Source organism: Enterococcus ureasiticus (genome assembly GCF_001730285.1).
GTDB lineage: Bacteria > Bacillota > Bacilli > Lactobacillales > Enterococcaceae > Enterococcus_L > Enterococcus_L ureasiticus.
In genome coordinates this window covers 402,129-417,533 of the sequence record NZ_MIJZ01000012.1, presented here as the reverse complement: position 1 = coordinate 417,533, position 15,405 = coordinate 402,129, and the positions used below count along the sequence as shown (strand labels likewise).

The 15,405-nt window shown below is 38.9% G+C and carries 29 protein-coding genes; all 29 read left to right on the top strand.

The annotated features are described in order from the left end of the window. Window positions 1-19 precede the first annotated feature (19 nt). A complete protein-coding gene (gene rplC / locus BCR21_RS07985; RefSeq protein WP_010761690.1) occupies window positions 20-649 on the top strand; it encodes a 50S ribosomal protein L3 in 630 nt (209 codons plus the stop codon). Window positions 650-674: 25 nt separating this feature from the next. Further along, entirely contained in the window at window positions 675-1,298 is a 624-nt protein-coding gene (gene rplD / locus BCR21_RS07980; protein WP_010761689.1) for a 50S ribosomal protein L4, read from the top strand. After that, window positions 1,298-1,588, top strand: a complete 291-nt coding sequence (rplW, locus tag BCR21_RS07975) for a 50S ribosomal protein L23 (RefSeq protein WP_069645937.1) — start codon at window positions 1,298-1,300, stop codon at window positions 1,586-1,588. Before rplD ends, rplW begins: the two co-directional genes overlap by 1 nt. 38 nt (window positions 1,589-1,626) lie before the next feature. Further along, complete coding sequence (rplB, locus tag BCR21_RS07970) at window positions 1,627-2,457, top strand: 50S ribosomal protein L2 (protein ID WP_069645936.1); 831 nt, start codon at window positions 1,627-1,629, stop codon at window positions 2,455-2,457. 42 nt (window positions 2,458-2,499) lie between these two features. Next, a complete protein-coding gene (gene rpsS / locus BCR21_RS07965; RefSeq protein ID WP_010761686.1) occupies window positions 2,500-2,778 on the top strand; it encodes a 30S ribosomal protein S19 in 279 nt (92 codons plus the stop codon). Window positions 2,779-2,799: 21 nt separating this feature from the next. Then, window positions 2,800-3,147, top strand: coding sequence for a 50S ribosomal protein L22 (rplV, locus tag BCR21_RS07960; RefSeq protein WP_010761685.1), 348 nt, complete (start codon window positions 2,800-2,802; stop codon window positions 3,145-3,147). Between the two features lie 110 nt (window positions 3,148-3,257). After that, window positions 3,258-3,914 carry a 30S ribosomal protein S3 gene (gene rpsC, locus BCR21_RS07955; RefSeq protein ID WP_010766221.1) on the top strand — a complete coding sequence of 219 codons (657 nt, stop codon included), beginning with the start codon at window positions 3,258-3,260 and terminating at the stop codon, window positions 3,912-3,914. A 2-nt stretch (window positions 3,915-3,916) separates the two neighbouring features. Continuing rightward, window positions 3,917-4,351 (top strand): 50S ribosomal protein L16, encoded by a 435-nt coding sequence (gene rplP / locus BCR21_RS07950; RefSeq protein WP_010761683.1) that lies wholly within the window; start codon window positions 3,917-3,919, stop codon window positions 4,349-4,351. Next, on the top strand, window positions 4,341-4,529 hold the full coding sequence (gene rpmC, locus BCR21_RS07945) for a 50S ribosomal protein L29 (protein ID WP_010761682.1): 189 nt from the start codon (window positions 4,341-4,343) through the stop codon (window positions 4,527-4,529). Before rplP ends, rpmC begins: the two co-directional genes overlap by 11 nt. 23 nt (window positions 4,530-4,552) lie before the next feature. Continuing rightward, window positions 4,553-4,819: a 30S ribosomal protein S17 gene (gene rpsQ / locus BCR21_RS07940; RefSeq protein ID WP_010761681.1), complete on the top strand. Its 267-nt coding sequence runs from the start codon at window positions 4,553-4,555 to the stop codon at window positions 4,817-4,819. A gap of 59 nt (window positions 4,820-4,878) precedes the next feature. Next, window positions 4,879-5,247 (top strand): 50S ribosomal protein L14, encoded by a 369-nt coding sequence (rplN, locus tag BCR21_RS07935; protein WP_010761680.1) that lies wholly within the window; start codon window positions 4,879-4,881, stop codon window positions 5,245-5,247. A 34-nt stretch (window positions 5,248-5,281) separates the two neighbouring features. After that, window positions 5,282-5,590, top strand: a complete 309-nt coding sequence (gene rplX / locus BCR21_RS07930) for a 50S ribosomal protein L24 (protein ID WP_010761679.1) — start codon at window positions 5,282-5,284, stop codon at window positions 5,588-5,590. Between the two features lie 26 nt (window positions 5,591-5,616). After that, the gene (gene rplE / locus BCR21_RS07925) at window positions 5,617-6,156 is read left to right on the top strand and encodes a 50S ribosomal protein L5 (protein WP_010770625.1); all 540 of its coding nucleotides are present in this window, start codon (window positions 5,617-5,619) and stop codon (window positions 6,154-6,156) included. Window positions 6,157-6,174: 18 nt separating this feature from the next. Beyond that, window positions 6,175-6,360 (top strand): type Z 30S ribosomal protein S14, encoded by a 186-nt coding sequence (locus BCR21_RS07920; protein ID WP_002356214.1) that lies wholly within the window; start codon window positions 6,175-6,177, stop codon window positions 6,358-6,360. Window positions 6,361-6,395: 35 nt separating this feature from the next. Next, window positions 6,396-6,794 carry a 30S ribosomal protein S8 gene (rpsH, locus tag BCR21_RS07915; RefSeq protein WP_010761677.1) on the top strand — a complete coding sequence of 133 codons (399 nt, stop codon included), beginning with the start codon at window positions 6,396-6,398 and terminating at the stop codon, window positions 6,792-6,794. A 31-nt stretch (window positions 6,795-6,825) separates the two neighbouring features. Next, window positions 6,826-7,362 (top strand): 50S ribosomal protein L6, encoded by a 537-nt coding sequence (rplF, locus tag BCR21_RS07910; protein ID WP_069645935.1) that lies wholly within the window; start codon window positions 6,826-6,828, stop codon window positions 7,360-7,362. Window positions 7,363-7,458: 96 nt separating this feature from the next. Beyond that, a complete protein-coding gene (gene rplR / locus BCR21_RS07905) occupies window positions 7,459-7,815 on the top strand; it encodes a 50S ribosomal protein L18 (protein ID WP_010761675.1) in 357 nt (118 codons plus the stop codon). A gap of 20 nt (window positions 7,816-7,835) precedes the next feature. Continuing rightward, window positions 7,836-8,336 (top strand): 30S ribosomal protein S5, encoded by a 501-nt coding sequence (gene rpsE / locus BCR21_RS07900; RefSeq protein WP_069645934.1) that lies wholly within the window; start codon window positions 7,836-7,838, stop codon window positions 8,334-8,336. 13 nt (window positions 8,337-8,349) lie between these two features. Then, window positions 8,350-8,529 (top strand): 50S ribosomal protein L30, encoded by a 180-nt coding sequence (gene rpmD, locus BCR21_RS07895; RefSeq protein ID WP_069645933.1) that lies wholly within the window; start codon window positions 8,350-8,352, stop codon window positions 8,527-8,529. 36 nt (window positions 8,530-8,565) lie between these two features. Then, a complete protein-coding gene (gene rplO / locus BCR21_RS07890; RefSeq protein ID WP_069645932.1) occupies window positions 8,566-9,009 on the top strand; it encodes a 50S ribosomal protein L15 in 444 nt (147 codons plus the stop codon). Continuing rightward, the gene (gene secY / locus BCR21_RS07885; RefSeq protein ID WP_069645931.1) at window positions 9,009-10,307 is read left to right on the top strand and encodes a preprotein translocase subunit SecY; all 1,299 of its coding nucleotides are present in this window, start codon (window positions 9,009-9,011) and stop codon (window positions 10,305-10,307) included. The genes rplO and secY overlap by 1 nt, the downstream gene beginning before the upstream one ends. A gap of 87 nt (window positions 10,308-10,394) precedes the next feature. Further along, on the top strand, window positions 10,395-11,045 hold the full coding sequence (locus BCR21_RS07880) for an adenylate kinase (RefSeq protein WP_010766212.1): 651 nt from the start codon (window positions 10,395-10,397) through the stop codon (window positions 11,043-11,045). 194 nt (window positions 11,046-11,239) lie between these two features. Then, window positions 11,240-11,458, top strand: coding sequence for a translation initiation factor IF-1 (gene infA, locus BCR21_RS07875; RefSeq protein ID WP_002356224.1), 219 nt, complete (start codon window positions 11,240-11,242; stop codon window positions 11,456-11,458). A gap of 32 nt (window positions 11,459-11,490) precedes the next feature. Next, window positions 11,491-11,607 (top strand): 50S ribosomal protein L36, encoded by a 117-nt coding sequence (gene rpmJ, locus BCR21_RS07870; RefSeq protein WP_002288710.1) that lies wholly within the window; start codon window positions 11,491-11,493, stop codon window positions 11,605-11,607. Between the two features lie 18 nt (window positions 11,608-11,625). Further along, window positions 11,626-11,991, top strand: a complete 366-nt coding sequence (gene rpsM, locus BCR21_RS07865; protein ID WP_010766211.1) for a 30S ribosomal protein S13 — start codon at window positions 11,626-11,628, stop codon at window positions 11,989-11,991. Window positions 11,992-12,018: 27 nt separating this feature from the next. Next, window positions 12,019-12,408, top strand: a complete 390-nt coding sequence (gene rpsK, locus BCR21_RS07860; protein ID WP_010761668.1) for a 30S ribosomal protein S11 — start codon at window positions 12,019-12,021, stop codon at window positions 12,406-12,408. 80 nt (window positions 12,409-12,488) lie between these two features. After that, window positions 12,489-13,427 carry a DNA-directed RNA polymerase subunit alpha gene (locus BCR21_RS07855; protein ID WP_010761667.1) on the top strand — a complete coding sequence of 313 codons (939 nt, stop codon included), beginning with the start codon at window positions 12,489-12,491 and terminating at the stop codon, window positions 13,425-13,427. A gap of 27 nt (window positions 13,428-13,454) precedes the next feature. Next, window positions 13,455-13,838, top strand: coding sequence for a 50S ribosomal protein L17 (rplQ, locus tag BCR21_RS07850; protein ID WP_010761666.1), 384 nt, complete (start codon window positions 13,455-13,457; stop codon window positions 13,836-13,838). A 294-nt stretch (window positions 13,839-14,132) separates the two neighbouring features. After that, the gene (locus BCR21_RS07845) at window positions 14,133-15,380 is read left to right on the top strand and encodes a glycoside hydrolase family 16 protein (protein ID WP_069645930.1); all 1,248 of its coding nucleotides are present in this window, start codon (window positions 14,133-14,135) and stop codon (window positions 15,378-15,380) included. Window positions 15,381-15,405: the final 25 nt, after the last annotated feature.

Genomic DNA, 15,405 nt, shown 5'->3' with positions numbered 1-15,405 from the left:
AGACAATGGAGGTGTACTCATGACCAAAGGAATCTTAGGGAAAAAAGTGGGAATGACACAAATCTTTACTGAGTCTGGTGAATTAATTCCAGTAACAGTAGTTGAAGCTACGCCAAACGTAGTTTTACAAGTAAAAACTGTTGAGACTGACGGATACGAAGCTATCCAAATCGGTTACCAAGACAAACGTGAAGTTTTATCAAACAAACCTGCGAAAGGTCATGTTGCAAAAGCAAACACGGCTCCTAAGCGCTTCATTAAGGAATTCAAAAATGTTGAGCTAGGAGAATATGAAGTAGGTAAAGAAATTAAGGTAGATGTTTTCCAAGCAGGAGACATTATTGATGTTACAGGAACTTCGAAAGGTAAAGGATTCCAAGGCGTTATCAAACGTCACGGACAAAGCCGCGGACCAATGTCTCACGGTTCTCGTTACCACCGTCGTCCTGGGTCAATGGGTCCAGTTGCGCCTAACCGTGTATTTAAAAATAAAAAACTTGCTGGCCGTATGGGTGGCAACCGCGTAACAATTCAAAACCTTGAAATTGTTAAAGTGGACGCTGAAAGAAATGTAATCATGATCAAAGGTAACATTCCTGGAGCGAAAAAATCATTAATCACAATCAAATCAGCTGTGAAAGCTAAATAAGCGTAGGGAAAGGAGGAACTAAGGAATGCCGAATGTAGCATTATTTAAACAAGATGGAACTCAAAATGGTGAAATCACTTTAAACGAAGAGATTTTCGGAATCGAACCAAATGAAACTGTTGTCTACGATGCAATCATCATGCAACGTGCTTCATTAAGACAAGGTACACACTCAGTAAAACACCGCGGAGAAGTTCGTGGCGGTGGCCGTAAACCATGGCGTCAAAAAGGAACTGGTCGTGCTCGTCAAGGTTCAATTCGTTCACCACAATGGCGTGGAGGTGGCGTAGTCTTCGGACCAACACCACGTTCTTACAGCTACAAACTTCCTAAAAAAGTTCGTCGTTTAGCAATGAAATCTGTATTGTCAGATAAAGTTGCTGAAAACAACTTGGTAGCAGTTGAAGCTTTAGGCTTTGATGCACCAAAAACAAAAGAATTCAAACAAGTTTTAACAAACTTATCTATTGATGCGAAAGTATTAGTTGTTTTAGAAACAGGCAATGATTTTGCAGCATTATCTGCTCGTAATCTACCAAACGTTTCTGTAGTAACTTCTGATAACGTAAGTGTTTTAGATATCGTTTCTAATACTAAAGTATTGGCAACACAAACTGCTCTTACTCAAATTGAGGAGGTGCTTGCATAATGAACTTACTAGACGTAATCAAACGCCCAGTGATCACTGAAAAATCCATGCTTGCTATGGACGAAAAGAAATACACTTTCGAAGTGGACACTCGTGCAAATAAAACTTTAGTAAAACAAGCTATTGTAGCAGCATTTGATGTTAAAGTTAAAAACGTAAACATCATTAACGTGCGCCCTAAATTTAAACGTATGGGCAAACATGCTGGTTACACAAAAAAACGTCGCAAAGCTGTTGTGACATTAACAGATGATTCAAAAGAAATTCAAATTTTCGATGCTGCTGAATAAGCAGTCCATGTTAACTATTAAATGGGAGGGAAAAAGACGTGGCGATTAAAAAGTATAAACCTACCACAAATGGCCGTCGTAATATGACAGCATCTGATTTCGCTGAAATCACGACATCAACACCGGAAAAAACGTTGTTGGCGCCATTAAAAAACCATGCCGGTCGTAACAACAATGGTCGTATTACAGTTCGTCATCAAGGTGGCGGTCACAAACGTCAATACCGTATGATCGACTTCAAACGTAATAAAGATAACGTTGTAGCGGTTGTCAAAACTATCGAGTATGATCCAAACCGTTCTGCTAACATCGCGTTAGTACATTACGAAGATGGAATCAAAGCATACATTCTAGCACCAAAAGGATTGGAAGTAGGCATGCGCCTTGTTTCCGGTACTGAAGCAGATATTAAAGTAGGGAACGCACTACCATTGGAAAATATTCCAGTAGGTACTGTTGTCCACAACATTGAAATGAAACCTGGTAAAGGCGGTCAATTGATTCGTTCTGCTGGAACAAGTGCTCAAGTACTTGGTAAAGAAGGCAAATACGTATTGATCCGTTTGAACTCTGGTGAAGTTCGTATGATCTTAGCAACTTGCCGTGCAACTATCGGTTCTGTTGGTAACGAACAACACGAATTAATCAACATTGGTAAAGCAGGCCGCTCTCGTTGGATGCGTAAACGCCCAACTGTACGTGGTAGCGTAATGAACCCGAACGATCACCCACACGGTGGTGGTGAAGGTAAACAACCAATCGGACGTAAAGCTCCAGTATCACCTTGGGGTCAACCAGCTATCGGCTTGAAAACTCGTAACAAAAGAGCAAAATCCGACAAATTTATCGTTCGTCGTCGTACTAAATAATTTTTTTGACCATGTGTCGTACATTTTGAGAGGAGGTTCACCATGGGTCGTAGTTTAAAGAAAGGGCCTTTCGCAGATGAGCATCTAATGAAAAAAGTAGAAGCTCAACAAGGTGCCGAAAAGAAGAAAGTAATTAAAACTTGGTCTCGCCGTTCTACAATTTTTCCAACATTCGTTGGATTTACAATTGCCGTATATGATGGACGTAAACACGTTCCAGTATACATCCAAGAAGACATGGTAGGACATAAATTAGGTGAATTTGCACCAACTAGAACTTATCGTGGCCACGGAGCCGACGATAAGAAAACTAGACGTTAATTTTGAGGGGAGGAAATGCAAATGTCAGAACAAATTACATCAGCTAAGGCAACTGCTAAAACAGTTCGCACTTCACCTCGTAAAGCCCGTTTAGTAATCGATCTTATCAGAGGTAAAAGCGTTGCGGATGCAATTTCTATCTTGAAATTCATGCCAAACAAATCTGCTGGAATCATTGAAAAAGTTTTAATGTCAGCAGTTGCTAACGCAGAAAATAACTTTGACTTAGACGTTGAAAACTTAGTAGTATCTGAAGCATTTGTTAACGAAGGACCAACAATGAAACGTTTCCGTCCACGTGCAAAAGGTTCAGCATCACCAATTAACAAACGTACAAGTCATCTTACAGTAGTCGTATCAGAAAAATAATCTGTTTTAAACAGATGTCACTTGATAAGAGGAGGTCCATTATTCTTAATGCATTAGCATTTTGAAATAGTGGCAACCGAACCTTAAAAGATTAAGAGGAGGGACAATCAGTGGGTCAAAAAGTACATCCAATAGGAATGCGTGTAGGCATCATCCGCGACTGGGATGCAAAATGGTATGCTGAAAAAGAGTATGCTGAGTTCTTACACGAAGATTTAAGAATCCGTAAATTTATCGCGACAAAACTTGCTGATGCCGCTGTGTCTACAATTGAGATCGAGCGCGCTGCAAATCGTGTGAACATTTCAATCCACACAGCTAAACCAGGTATGGTTATCGGTAAAGGCGGATCTGAAGTCGAAAACCTAAGAAAATCATTAAATTCATTGACTGGTAAAAGAGTTCATATCAACATCATTGAAATCAAAAAACCAGATTTAGATGCAAAATTAGTAGGCGAAGGAATTGCACGTCAATTAGAAAACCGTGTTGCTTTCCGTCGTGCTCAAAAACAAGCGATTCAACGCACTATGCGTTCAGGCGCTAAAGGAATCAAAACACAAGTATCAGGTCGTTTAAACGGTGCTGATATTGCTCGTTCAGAAGGTTACTCTGAAGGTACAGTTCCACTTCACACTTTGCGTGCTGATATTGATTACGCATGGGAAGAAGCAGACACAACTTACGGAAAATTAGGAGTTAAAGTGTGGATTTACCGTGGAGAAATTCTTCCAACGAAAAAAAACACTGAGAAAGGAGGGAAATAATCATGTTAGTACCTAAACGTGTAAAACACCGTCGTGAATTTAGAGGTAAAATGCGTGGTGAAGCCAAAGGTGGAAAAGAAGTAACATTTGGTGAATGGGGCTTACAAGCAACTGAATCTCACTGGATTACTAACCGTCAAATCGAAGCTGCCCGTATTGCTATGACTCGTTATATGAAACGTGGCGGGAAAGTATGGATTAAAATTTTCCCTCACAAATCATACACAAGTAAAGCTATCGGTGTTCGTATGGGTAAAGGTAAAGGGGCTCCTGAAGGCTGGGTTTCACCAGTTAAACGTGGTAAAATCATGTTTGAAATCGCAGGCGTACCTGAAGAAGTAGCTCGTGAAGCTCTTCGTCTTGCATCCCACAAATTACCGGTGAAAACCAAAATTGTAAAACGTGAGGAAATGGGTGGTGAATCGAATGAAGGTTAAAGAAATCAGAGAATTAACCACTGCCGAAATGCTTGAAAAAGAAAAGCAATTCAAAGAAGAATTATTTAATCTTAGATTCCAACTAGCAACAGGTCAATTAGAAAACACTGCACGTATTCAAGAAGTACGTCAATCGATTGCACGCATCAAAACAGTATTGCGTGAACAAGCTAACTAATAGTGGAAGGAGGCCAAACGCGTATGACTGAAGAAAGAAATCAACGCAAAGTTTACCAAGGTCGTGTTGTTTCAGATAAGATGGATAAAACTATCACTGTTGTCGTAGAAACAAAGAAAAACCATCCTATTTATGGTAAACGTATGAAATATTCTAAGAAATATAAAGCTCATGATGAAAACAACACTGCAAAAGTTGGAGACATCGTAAGAATCATGGAAACTCGTCCATTATCAGCTACAAAACGTTTCCGTTTACTAGAGGTAGTCGAAGAAGCAGTTATTATCTAATAAAAACGAGATTTTCCTATATAGATTGAGACATAAAATCTGAAAGGGGGATACACATCGTGATCCAACAAGAAAGCCGATTAAAAGTCGCAGATAACTCAGGTGCTCGTGAAATCTTAACGATTAAAGTACTAGGTGGTTCTGGACGTAAAACTGCTAATATTGGTGACGTGATCGTTGCTACCGTTAAACATGCAACGCCAGGTGGGGTTGTCAAAAAAGGTGAAGTCGTAAAAGCCGTTATCGTTCGTACTAAATCAGGAGCTCGTCGTACAGACGGTTCATACATTAAATTTGATGAAAATGCTGCTGTAATCATTCGTGATGATAAGAGCCCGCGTGGAACTCGTATCTTCGGTCCTGTTGCACGTGAATTACGTGAAAACAACTTCATGAAGATCGTTTCTCTAGCACCAGAAGTATTATAATCAGGACACGTATCAAAGGAGGTGCGAAACAGTAATGTTTGTTAAAAAAGGCGATAAAGTGAAAATTATCACTGGTAAAGACAAAAATAAAGAAGGCGTTGTATTAGCAGCGTTTCCTAAAAAAGACAAAGTCATCGTTGAAGGTGTTAACATCATGAAAAAACACCAAAAACCAAATCAAGCAGCGCCGCAAGGCGGAATCCTAGAAGTCGAAGCGCCGATTCATGTTTCTAATGTAATGGTGATTGACGGAACAGGTGTAGCTGGTCGTGTAGGTTACAAAGAAGTCGATGGAAAAAAAGTCCGTGTTTCTAAAAAAACCGGTGAAGTCTTAGATAAATAGATTAAAAGGAAGGAGGGGCTTACTAAATGAACCGCCTGAAAGAAAAATATATTAAAGAAATTACTCCAGCATTAGTGGAAAAATTTAATTATAGTTCAGTTATGCAAACACCAAAAGTTGATAAGATCGTTATTAACATGGGTGTGGGTGACGCTGTTTCAAACGCAAAAAATTTAGATAAAGCAGTTGAAGAATTAGCATTGATCACAGGTCAAAAACCATTGATCACTAAAGCTAAGAAATCAATCGCTGGTTTCCGTCTACGTGAAGGCATGCCAATCGGTGCAAAAGTTACTTTACGCGGAGAAAGAATGTACGAATTTTTAGATAAATTAGTATCTGTTTCTCTACCTCGTGTACGTGACTTCCACGGAGTAAGCAAAAAAGCTTTTGACGGACGTGGTAACTATACTTTAGGTGTTAAAGAACAATTAATCTTCCCAGAAGTTGATTATGATTTAGTAGATAAAGTACGCGGTATGGACATCGTTATTGTAACGACAGCAAACACAGATGAAGAATCTCGTGAATTGTTGACACAATTAGGTATGCCATTCCAAAAATAATAAAAGGAGGCGAACTACGTGGCTAAAAAATCAATGATTGCTAAAAACAAACGCCCTGCAAAACATTCAACACAAGCATATACTCGTTGTGAACGTTGCGGACGTCCACATTCAGTTTATCGTAAATTTCATCTTTGCCGTATTTGCTTCCGCGAACTTGCCTATAAAGGTCAAATTCCCGGCGTGAAGAAAGCTAGCTGGTAAACAAGTAAACTCGCATAAAGGAGGTAAATAGTTCAATGGTCATGACAGATCCAATTGCAGATTTTCTAACGCGCATTCGTAATGCAAACATGGTTAAACATGAAAGCTTAGAAGTGCCTGCGTCAAAAATCAAACGTGATATCGCTGAAATCTTGAAACGTGAAGGTTTTGTACGCGATGTAGAATATATCGAAGATGACAAACAAGGCGTGATTCGTGTTTTCCTAAAATACGGTAAAAACGAAGAACGTGTTATCACAAACTTAAAACGTATCTCTAAACCAGGTTTACGTGCTTATGTCAAATCTGACGAAGTACCTAAAGTATTGAATGGTCTAGGAATCGCGATTATCTCTACTTCTGAAGGTGTTGTAACTGATAAAGAAGCAAGAGCAAAAAACATCGGCGGCGAAGTAATCGCCTACGTATGGTAATTTAAAAAAACACACAAGGAGGTGTCTCTAAGTGAGCCGTATTGGTAATAAAATCGTTGTACTTCCTGCTGGCGTTGAAGTCAAACAAGAAGGAAACAACATTACTGTAAAAGGACCTAAAGGTGAATTAACACGTGAATTCTCTTCTGATATCACGATGAATATCGAAGGGAACGAAGTAACATTCACTCGTCCAAACGATAGCAAAGACATGAAAACAATCCACGGAACAACTCGTGCAAACTTCAACAACATGGTTGTTGGTGTAAGTACAGGCTTTGAAAAAGGTCTTGAACTTATCGGGGTTGGGTACCGTGCTCAAATGCAAGGGACTAAATTAGTTCTTAACGTTGGGTATTCTCATCCAGTAGAAATCACACCACCAGCTGGTGTAACTGTAGAAGTACCTTCGAATACACAAGTAGTTGTAAAAGGCGCTAACAAAGAACACGTTGGTGAATTAGCAGCAAATATTCGTGGTACTCGTCCTCCAGAACCTTATAAAGGCAAAGGAATCCGTTATGTTGGCGAATTCGTACGTCGTAAAGAAGGTAAAACTGGTAAATAATAGCAGCTTGAGAGTTATTTTTCAACTTAGTTTGAAAAATAACAATCCGTTGTCTATCGCAGCTTAGTAGCTAGCAAATATAAAGAGGTGACAATTGTGATTACAAAACCAGACAAAAATAAAACACGTCAAAAGAGACATCGTCGTGTACGTAACAAAATTTCTGGTACTGCTGAGTGCCCACGCTTGAACGTATTCCGTTCTAACAAAAACATCTACGCGCAAATCATTGATGACGTAGCGGGTGTAACGCTAGCAAGTGCCTCTGCCTTAGATAAAGAAATTTCAGGTGGAAACAAAACAGAAACAGCCGCAGCTGTTGGTAAATTAATCGCTGAACGTGCCGCTGAAAAAGGCGTTAAAGTAGTAGTCTTTGACCGTGGTGGATACCTTTACCATGGCCGCGTGCAAGCTTTAGCTGAAGCAGCGCGTGAAAATGGACTAGAATTTTAGGAGAAGGAGGAACACCATTCATGGTTTATATTGATCCAAAACACTTGGAATTAGAAGACCGCGTGGTTTCTATCAACCGTGTAACTAAAGTTGTTAAAGGTGGACGTCGTCTACGCTTTGCAGCACTAGTTGTTGTGGGAGATAAAAACGGTCACGTTGGCTTTGGGACTGGTAAAGCACAAGAAGTGCCAGAAGCAATCCGTAAAGCAATCGAAGACGCGAAGAAAAACTTAGTTGAAGTGCCTATGGTTGGTTCTAGTATCCCTCACGAAGTGATCGGGGTATTCGGTGGTGGCCGTATCCTTATGAAACCTGCAGTAGAAGGTTCTGGGGTAGCCGCTGGTGGACCAGTTCGTGCCGTATTGGAATTAGCTGGTGTAGCTGATATCACATCAAAATCATTAGGTTCGAATACACCAATCAACGTTGTTCGCGCAACTGTTGATGGTTTAAAACAATTAAAACGTGCCGAAGAAGTGGCAGCACTTCGTGGTAAATCTGTAGAAGAAATTTTAGGATAAGGAGGACAAAAGAATGGCTGAATTAAAAGTTACATTAAAACGCAGCATCATCGGACGTCCTCAAAACCAAAAAGATACAGTAAAAGCATTAGGTTTAGGAAAAGTAAACAGCTCTGTTGTCAAACCTGCTAATGAAGCAATCAAAGGTATGATCAACACTGTGTCACATTTAGTGGACGTTGAAGAAGTTTAATTTACAATAGTACATTGTTAAGGAGGTGCCAAACCAATGAAACTTCATGAATTGAAACCTGCTGAAGGTTCACGCCAAGTACGTAACCGTGTTGGACGTGGTACTTCATCTGGTAATGGTAAAACATCTGGCCGTGGACAAAAAGGGCAAAAAGCTCGTTCAGGCGGTGGTGTAAGACTAGGATTTGAAGGGGGTCAAACTCCATTATTCCGTCGTTTACCAAAACGCGGCTTCACGAACATCAACCGTAAAGATTATGCAGTCATCAACCTAGATGTCTTAAATCGTTTCGAAGATGGAACTGAAATAACACCTGCAGGCTTGATCGAAGCTGGAATCGTGAAAAACGAAAAAGCTGGAATCAAAGTTCTTGCCAATGGTGAATTAACAACTAAAAAATTAACTGTGAAAGCAGCTAAATTCTCTAAAGCAGCAGAAGAAGCAATTGTTGCAGCTGGTGGAACAATCGAGGTGATCTAATGTTTAAACTATTAAAAGATGCTTTTAAAGTAAAAGACATTAGATCAAAAATTTTGTTTACTGTATTCATTCTTTTTGTATTTCGTTTAGGTGCGCACATAACTGTACCTGGCGTAAATGCAAAAGGTTTGCAAGACTTAAGCAATTTGCCATTTTTAAATATGTTGAATATGGTCAGTGGTAGTGCTATGCAAAACTTCTCTATCTTTTCGATGGGGGTTTCGCCTTACATTACAGCATCGATCATCATCCAATTATTACAAATGGATATCGTACCAAAATTTGTAGAATGGTCGAAGCAAGGTGAAGTTGGACGTAAGAAATTGAATCAAGCAACAAGATATCTAACGATTGTCTTGGGTATTGCTCAATCTATTGGGATTACTGCTGGATTTCAACAATTAAGTTCAGTTGGGATCGTAAAAAATCCTAACATCAACACTTTTGTGATGATCTCTGTAATTTTAACTGGTGGAACAATGTTTGTTACATGGTTAGGAGAACAAATTACTGAAAAAGGAATCGGTAATGGGGTTTCAATGATTATCTTCGCTGGGATTATTTCTCGGTTACCAGAAGGAATCAAAGAGATCGTTGATGATTACTTTATCAATATTGAATCTTCTAGAATTTGGCAATCTGCTATTTTTATTGCAGTTTTAATCATTGCAATTTTGGTTATTGTTACATTAGTAACATTTTTCCAGCAAGCAGAACGAAAAATTCCGATCCAATATACAAAACGTGTTTCTGGTGCGCCTACTAGTAGTTATTTACCGTTAAAAGTAAATGCTGCAGGGGTTATCCCAGTTATCTTTGCTAGTTCGTTGATTGCAACGCCGAATGCTGTTTTACAAGCCTTTTCTAAGAGTTATTCTGGTGAAGGTTGGTATGATGTAATGACGCAAATTTTTAGTTACAATACCGTTCCAGGTGCGATTATTTATACTGTACTGATCGTGGCTTTCACATTCTTCTATGCTTTTGTTCAAGTTAACCCTGAGAAATTAGCGGAAAACTTACAAAAACAAGGAAGTTATATTCCAAGCGTACGACCAGGTAAAGGGACAGAAGAATATATTTCTGGAATGTTAATGAGACTAAGTGTTGTCGGTTCGATATTCTTAGGTTTAGTTGCGCTATTACCGATCATTGCTCAAATGATTTGGAAATTACCGCAGTCTATTGGTCTAGGAGGAACGAGCTTGCTGATTGTAATAGGTGTTGCTTTAGAAACAGCGAAACAATTAGAAGGTTTAATGTTGAAACGTCAATATGTTGGCTTTATCAATAAGTAGGAGTCGTGTGTTGAGGATCATCCTCAGCACCCATTCTCTCGCTAGGCTAGCTTCAAAAGCCAGCCTTTAAAATTAGGAGGAAATGAAATGAACCTCATTTTAATGGGATTGCCTGGGGCAGGCAAAGGAACTCAAGCAGAACAGATCGTGGATACTTATGGTATTCCTCATATTTCTACAGGAGATATGTTCCGTGCTGCTATGAAAAACGAAACTGCTCTTGGCTTAGAAGCGAAATCTTATATCGATAAAGGTGCTTTGGTTCCGGACGATGTAACAAATGGAATTGTCAAAGAACGTTTGGCAGAACCTGATACTGATAAAGGTTTTTTATTAGATGGTTTTCCACGTACTTTGGATCAAGCAGAAGCATTAGATAAAATGTTAACAGAATTAAATAAAAAAATTGATGCTGTCATCGACATCCATGTTGAAGAAGAGATTTTGGTTGAACGCTTAGCTGGCCGGTTTATTTGCCGCTCATGTGGAGCAACGTATCATAAAATCTTCAATCCTCCTACTGTAGAAGGAACATGTGATCGTTGCGGCGGACATGAATTTTATCAAAGAGAAGATGATAAGCCTGAAACGGTCAAAAACCGTCTGGCAGTCAACATCAAAAGCAGTGCACCTATTTTAGACTTTTACAAGGCTAAAAATGTATTGCATACAATAGATGGGAATCGCGAGATCGATACTGTTTTTTCTGAAGTGAAAGAAATCATTGAAAAAAAATAGTTATCTGATTTGCCGCATGCTTACCATTTGTGTTTGATTCAGATTCTCTTGCCAAATAGAATAGTTTATGATAGAATATATCAGTCCGACTTCTACCTTTTTGTGGGAGCTTAATTGAAAATTCTAGGTGGGAGCTGAAGTTTCCGCCATTTTATCGTGTGAAAATGCGAAACAAGTACAAGGAGGTACTGTGCGTGGCTAAAGAAGATATGATTGAAGTCGAAGGTACAGTCGTCGAAACTTTGCCGAATGCAATGTTTAAAGTTGAACTAGAAAATGGACACCAAGTTCTTGCTACTGTTTCCGGTAAGATTCGTATGCATTATATTCGTATTTTACCTGGAGATAAAGTAACTGTAGAGTTATCTCCATATGATTTAACTCGTGGTCGAATCACTTATCGCTTTAAATAATTGTACTCCGTAAAATTCAGGGAGGTATTATCATGAAAGTAAGACCATCAGTAAAACCAATGTGTGAACATTGTAAAGTAATTCGCCGTAAAGGACGTGTTATGGTCATTTGCCCAGCAAATCCAAAACATAAACAACGTCAAGGATAATAGGAGGTGTAACGTAGAATGGCTCGTATTGCAGGAGTAGACATCCCTCGTGATAAACGTGTAGTGATTTCCCTTACTTACATTTTTGGTATTGGTAACACTACTGCTAAAAAAGTTTTAGCAAACGTTGGCGTATCTGAAGATATTCGTGTTCGCGATTTAACAAACGAACAAACAGATGCTATCCGTGCGGAAATTGATAAGTTAAAAATTGAAGGTGATCTTCGTCGTGAAGTGAACTTGAACATCAAACGCTTGATGGAAATCGGTTCATACCGTGGAATCCGTCACCGTCGTGGATTACCAACTCGTGGACAAAACACGAAAAACAATGCACGTACTCGTAAAGGCCCAGCTCGTACTGTAGCAGGCAAGAAAAAATAATTCCTAAGTGAAGGAGGTTAGATCTTCATGGCAGCAAAAAAAGTTAGTCGTAAACGCCGTGTGAAAAAGAATATAGAAACTGGGATTGCACATATCCATTCTACATTCAACAATACAATTGTAATGATCACTGACAGTCATGGTAATGCATTAGCATGGTCATCTGCAGGTTCATTAGGTTTTAAAGGAAGCAAAAAATCAACACCGTTTGCAGCTCAAATGGCCGCAGAAGCTGCAACTAAAGCAGCACAAGAACACGGACTTAAAACTGTTGATGTAACAGTTAAAGGACCTGGTTCTGGACGTGAAGCAGCGATTCGTTCATTGCAAGCAACAGGTTTAGAAGTGACTGCAATTCGTGACGTGACTCCAGTTCCTCATAATGGATGCCGCCCTCCAAAACGCCGTCGTGTTTAATGAGTGCCACTCATTCTGAGTTTGAATTAAGAACGTCATTGAACAAGACACTTTTCGTTTTGAAAGGGGTATAGATAAGAATGATTGAATTTGAAAAACCAAGAATCGAAAAAATTGATGAGAATAGAGATTATGGCAAGTTCGTCGTTGAACCACTGGAAAGAGGTTACGGGACTACTTTAGGCAATTCTCTACGTCGTATTTTATTATCTTCTTTGCCGGGAGCCGCTATTACCAATATTCAAATCGATGGTGTGTTGCACGAATTCTCTACCATTAAAGGTGTAAGAGAAGACGTAACTCAAATTATCTTGAATATCAAAGGTTTAGCATTAAAGCTTTATGCAGAAGAAGAAAAAACCCTTGAGATCGATATTACAGGACCTGCTACAGTAACTGCTGGCGATATTATCGTTGACAGCGATGTTGAGATCTTGAATAAAGATTTAATTATCTGTAGTGTCTCTGAAGGAGCTACTTTCCATGCTCGCTTAACAGTGAAACCTGGTCGTGGCTATGTTCAAGCAGACGAGAACAAAAAGGAAGATATGCCAATTGGTGTTCTACCTGTTGATTCCATCTATACACCAGTTCGTCGTGTGAACTACCAAGTAGAAAACACTCGTGTTGGTCGTCGTGATGACTTCGACAAATTAACAATGGAAATATGGACTGATGGTTCAATCATTCCTCAAGAAGCCCTTAGCTTAGCTGCTAAGATTATGACGGAGCATTTAGACATCTTTGTTAACCTTACTGATGAAGCGAAAAACGCTGAAATCATGGTTGAAAAAGAAGAAACACAAAAAGAAAAAATGCTAGAAATGACCATCGAAGAACTAGACTTGTCTGTTCGTTCATACAATTGTTTAAAACGTGCAGGTATCAACACTGTACAAGAACTTACAAATAAATCTGAACCAGAAATGATCAAAGTACGTAATTTAGGTCGTAAATCTCTTGAAGAGGTTAAACTAAAACTACATGATTTAGGTTTAGGCTTACGTAAAGACGATTAATACTTTTTACGAAGGAGGAAAACCAACGTGGGTTATCGTAAATTAGGACGCACATCAAGCCAACGTAAGGCAATGTTGCGTGACTTAACAACTGATTTAATTATCAATGAACGTATCGTGACGACTGAAGCTCGTGCGAAAGAAATCCGTTCTACAACAGAAAAAATGATTACTTTAGGCAAACGTGGAGATCTTCATGCTCGTCGTCAAGCAGCTACTTTTGTACGTAACGAAGTTGCTAGCGTACGTGAAGAAGACGAAAAAATCGTTGTTGAATCAGCTTTACAAAAGTTATTCAATGACCTTGCACCTCGTTACGCTGAGCGCCAAGGTGGTTACACTCGTATCTTGAAGACAGAACCAAGACGCGGAGATGCAGCACCAATGGTAATTATCGAATTTGTTAAATAATCAAACTATACCGTCACTTTATAGATGATTCTTTTAGAGTGTTATGATGTTGGAGGCGACTCCTAGTCTAGCTCAACGCTTTCCCTGTCGAACTTGGTTTGGCAGGGGAGCACTCATCATATTATAAGGTGTATTTTTTTGTCCTGAGAATTTATTCTCAGGTTTTTTTAGTTGTTTAAAAAAAATTTGAACATATTTTCAATTTTTGAAAAATAGATCATGATTCACACCCCAGCTCACTTTAAGAGACACATATGGTAATATGAAGACACTAAAATGAAAGGGGATACATTTATGAAAAAAATAGTTTTTAGTGGGGTAATTTTATGTAGTAGCTTATTTTCTTTTGCTTTTCAGTCACATGCAGCCCAGACATCTATAGAGAAACCAGGCTACACGTTGGATTTTAATGATGAATTTGATGGTGATCACTTAGACACGAGTAAGTGGACAGATTATTATCTTCCACATTGGACAAGTAACCCTGAAAATGCAAAAGCAAATTATCGTTTTGAAAATGGCACACTAGTACAGTATATAAAAAAAGATCAAAAACCCTGGTCTCCCGAATTAGATGGAAATGTAAAATCCAGTGCAATTATGTCATTTAATAAAAACTGGATTCATAATTTTAGCGGTAGCCAAAAGGTTTTAAGTAATCAAAAAGAATGGACTGGTTACGCTACTACTTATGGTTATTTTGAATTAAGAGCAAAACTATCCAATGTTGGTGGTGGTGGACACCAAGCGTGGTGGATGGTTGGAATGCAAAATGATACAAATGACTGGTTTAATTCGAAACAAACTGGAGAAATTGATGTTATAGAAACTTTTTTTAGCAAACCTAATACTTGGCGAATTGCTGCATTTGGTTGGAACGACCCTGCCTTTCAAACTAATTGGAAATTAATTGAAGATCCTGTACCATATGGAAATCAGACGGAAGAATTTCATACCTACGGTTTAGATTGGTCACCAGGCTCGTTGAAATTTTACTATGATGGCGTATTATATAAAGAAATAGCACAGGCACCAGATTATCCAATGGGAACAATCTTAAATATTTATACGGATGCAGGCTCTGGTGTTGGGAATGATAAGTATCCGAAAGAATGGGCAATCGACTATTTTAGAGTGTATAAAAAAAATGAAGGATATGATATTTTAAAACAACCTATACAAAGTAGAGAGACTAAGGAATACGTCAGTTTTGATACAAGTTCTGATAAGGTGAAGCTAGTCACTTCTGCAGGAGAAAATGAGCAATGGCAATTGGTACCTAAGGGAGAATATTTTCTGATCAAGAATGTTAAGACAGGAGAATTATTGCACAACGAGCATCAAAAAGACTATGTTGAACATGGTGCTGTTCCAGAGACATTTTACAGTGCTCAATGGAAAAAACAATCCGTTGATGGATATGTTAGGCTGATAAATAGATGGAAATCAGATCAGGTCATTCATATTGAAAATAACTTGGGGTACTTAGAGAGCGGTCCTATTCATGAAGGCGCATGGCGAAGCCAGTGGTCAATTAAGTAGAGAGGCAGAAGCGTTTGATTTTAAG

What these genes read in the sequence shown, in the direction of transcription:
- rplC (WP_010761690.1), top strand. Translation starts at nt 20, where the DNA reads ATGACCAAAGGAATCTTAGGGAAAAAAGTGGGAATGACACAAATCTTT.
- rplV (WP_010761685.1), top strand. Translation starts at nt 2,800, where the DNA reads ATGTCAGAACAAATTACATCAGCTAAGGCAACTGCTAAAACAGTTCGC.
- BCR21_RS07845 (WP_069645930.1), top strand. Translation starts at nt 14,133, where the DNA reads ATGAAAAAAATAGTTTTTAGTGGGGTAATTTTATGTAGTAGCTTATTT.
- rplE (WP_010770625.1), top strand. Translation starts at nt 5,617, where the DNA reads ATGAACCGCCTGAAAGAAAAATATATTAAAGAAATTACTCCAGCATTA.
- rpsS (WP_010761686.1), top strand. Translation starts at nt 2,500, where the DNA reads ATGGGTCGTAGTTTAAAGAAAGGGCCTTTCGCAGATGAGCATCTAATG.
- rpsM (WP_010766211.1), top strand. Translation starts at nt 11,626, where the DNA reads ATGGCTCGTATTGCAGGAGTAGACATCCCTCGTGATAAACGTGTAGTG.
- rpmC (WP_010761682.1), top strand. Translation starts at nt 4,341, where the DNA reads ATGAAGGTTAAAGAAATCAGAGAATTAACCACTGCCGAAATGCTTGAA.
- rplX (WP_010761679.1), top strand. Translation starts at nt 5,282, where the DNA reads ATGTTTGTTAAAAAAGGCGATAAAGTGAAAATTATCACTGGTAAAGAC.
- rpsQ (WP_010761681.1), top strand. Translation starts at nt 4,553, where the DNA reads ATGACTGAAGAAAGAAATCAACGCAAAGTTTACCAAGGTCGTGTTGTT.
- rpmD (WP_069645933.1), top strand. Translation starts at nt 8,350, where the DNA reads ATGGCTGAATTAAAAGTTACATTAAAACGCAGCATCATCGGACGTCCT.
- rpsE (WP_069645934.1), top strand. Translation starts at nt 7,836, where the DNA reads ATGGTTTATATTGATCCAAAACACTTGGAATTAGAAGACCGCGTGGTT.
- rpmJ (WP_002288710.1), top strand. Translation starts at nt 11,491, where the DNA reads ATGAAAGTAAGACCATCAGTAAAACCAATGTGTGAACATTGTAAAGTA.
- rpsH (WP_010761677.1), top strand. Translation starts at nt 6,396, where the DNA reads ATGGTCATGACAGATCCAATTGCAGATTTTCTAACGCGCATTCGTAAT.
- rplO (WP_069645932.1), top strand. Translation starts at nt 8,566, where the DNA reads ATGAAACTTCATGAATTGAAACCTGCTGAAGGTTCACGCCAAGTACGT.
- rplW (WP_069645937.1), top strand. Translation starts at nt 1,298, where the DNA reads ATGAACTTACTAGACGTAATCAAACGCCCAGTGATCACTGAAAAATCC.
- secY (WP_069645931.1), top strand. Translation starts at nt 9,009, where the DNA reads ATGTTTAAACTATTAAAAGATGCTTTTAAAGTAAAAGACATTAGATCA.
- rplP (WP_010761683.1), top strand. Translation starts at nt 3,917, where the DNA reads ATGTTAGTACCTAAACGTGTAAAACACCGTCGTGAATTTAGAGGTAAA.
- BCR21_RS07855 (WP_010761667.1), top strand. Translation starts at nt 12,489, where the DNA reads ATGATTGAATTTGAAAAACCAAGAATCGAAAAAATTGATGAGAATAGA.
- BCR21_RS07880 (WP_010766212.1), top strand. Translation starts at nt 10,395, where the DNA reads ATGAACCTCATTTTAATGGGATTGCCTGGGGCAGGCAAAGGAACTCAA.
- rpsK (WP_010761668.1), top strand. Translation starts at nt 12,019, where the DNA reads ATGGCAGCAAAAAAAGTTAGTCGTAAACGCCGTGTGAAAAAGAATATA.
- rplD (WP_010761689.1), top strand. Translation starts at nt 675, where the DNA reads ATGCCGAATGTAGCATTATTTAAACAAGATGGAACTCAAAATGGTGAA.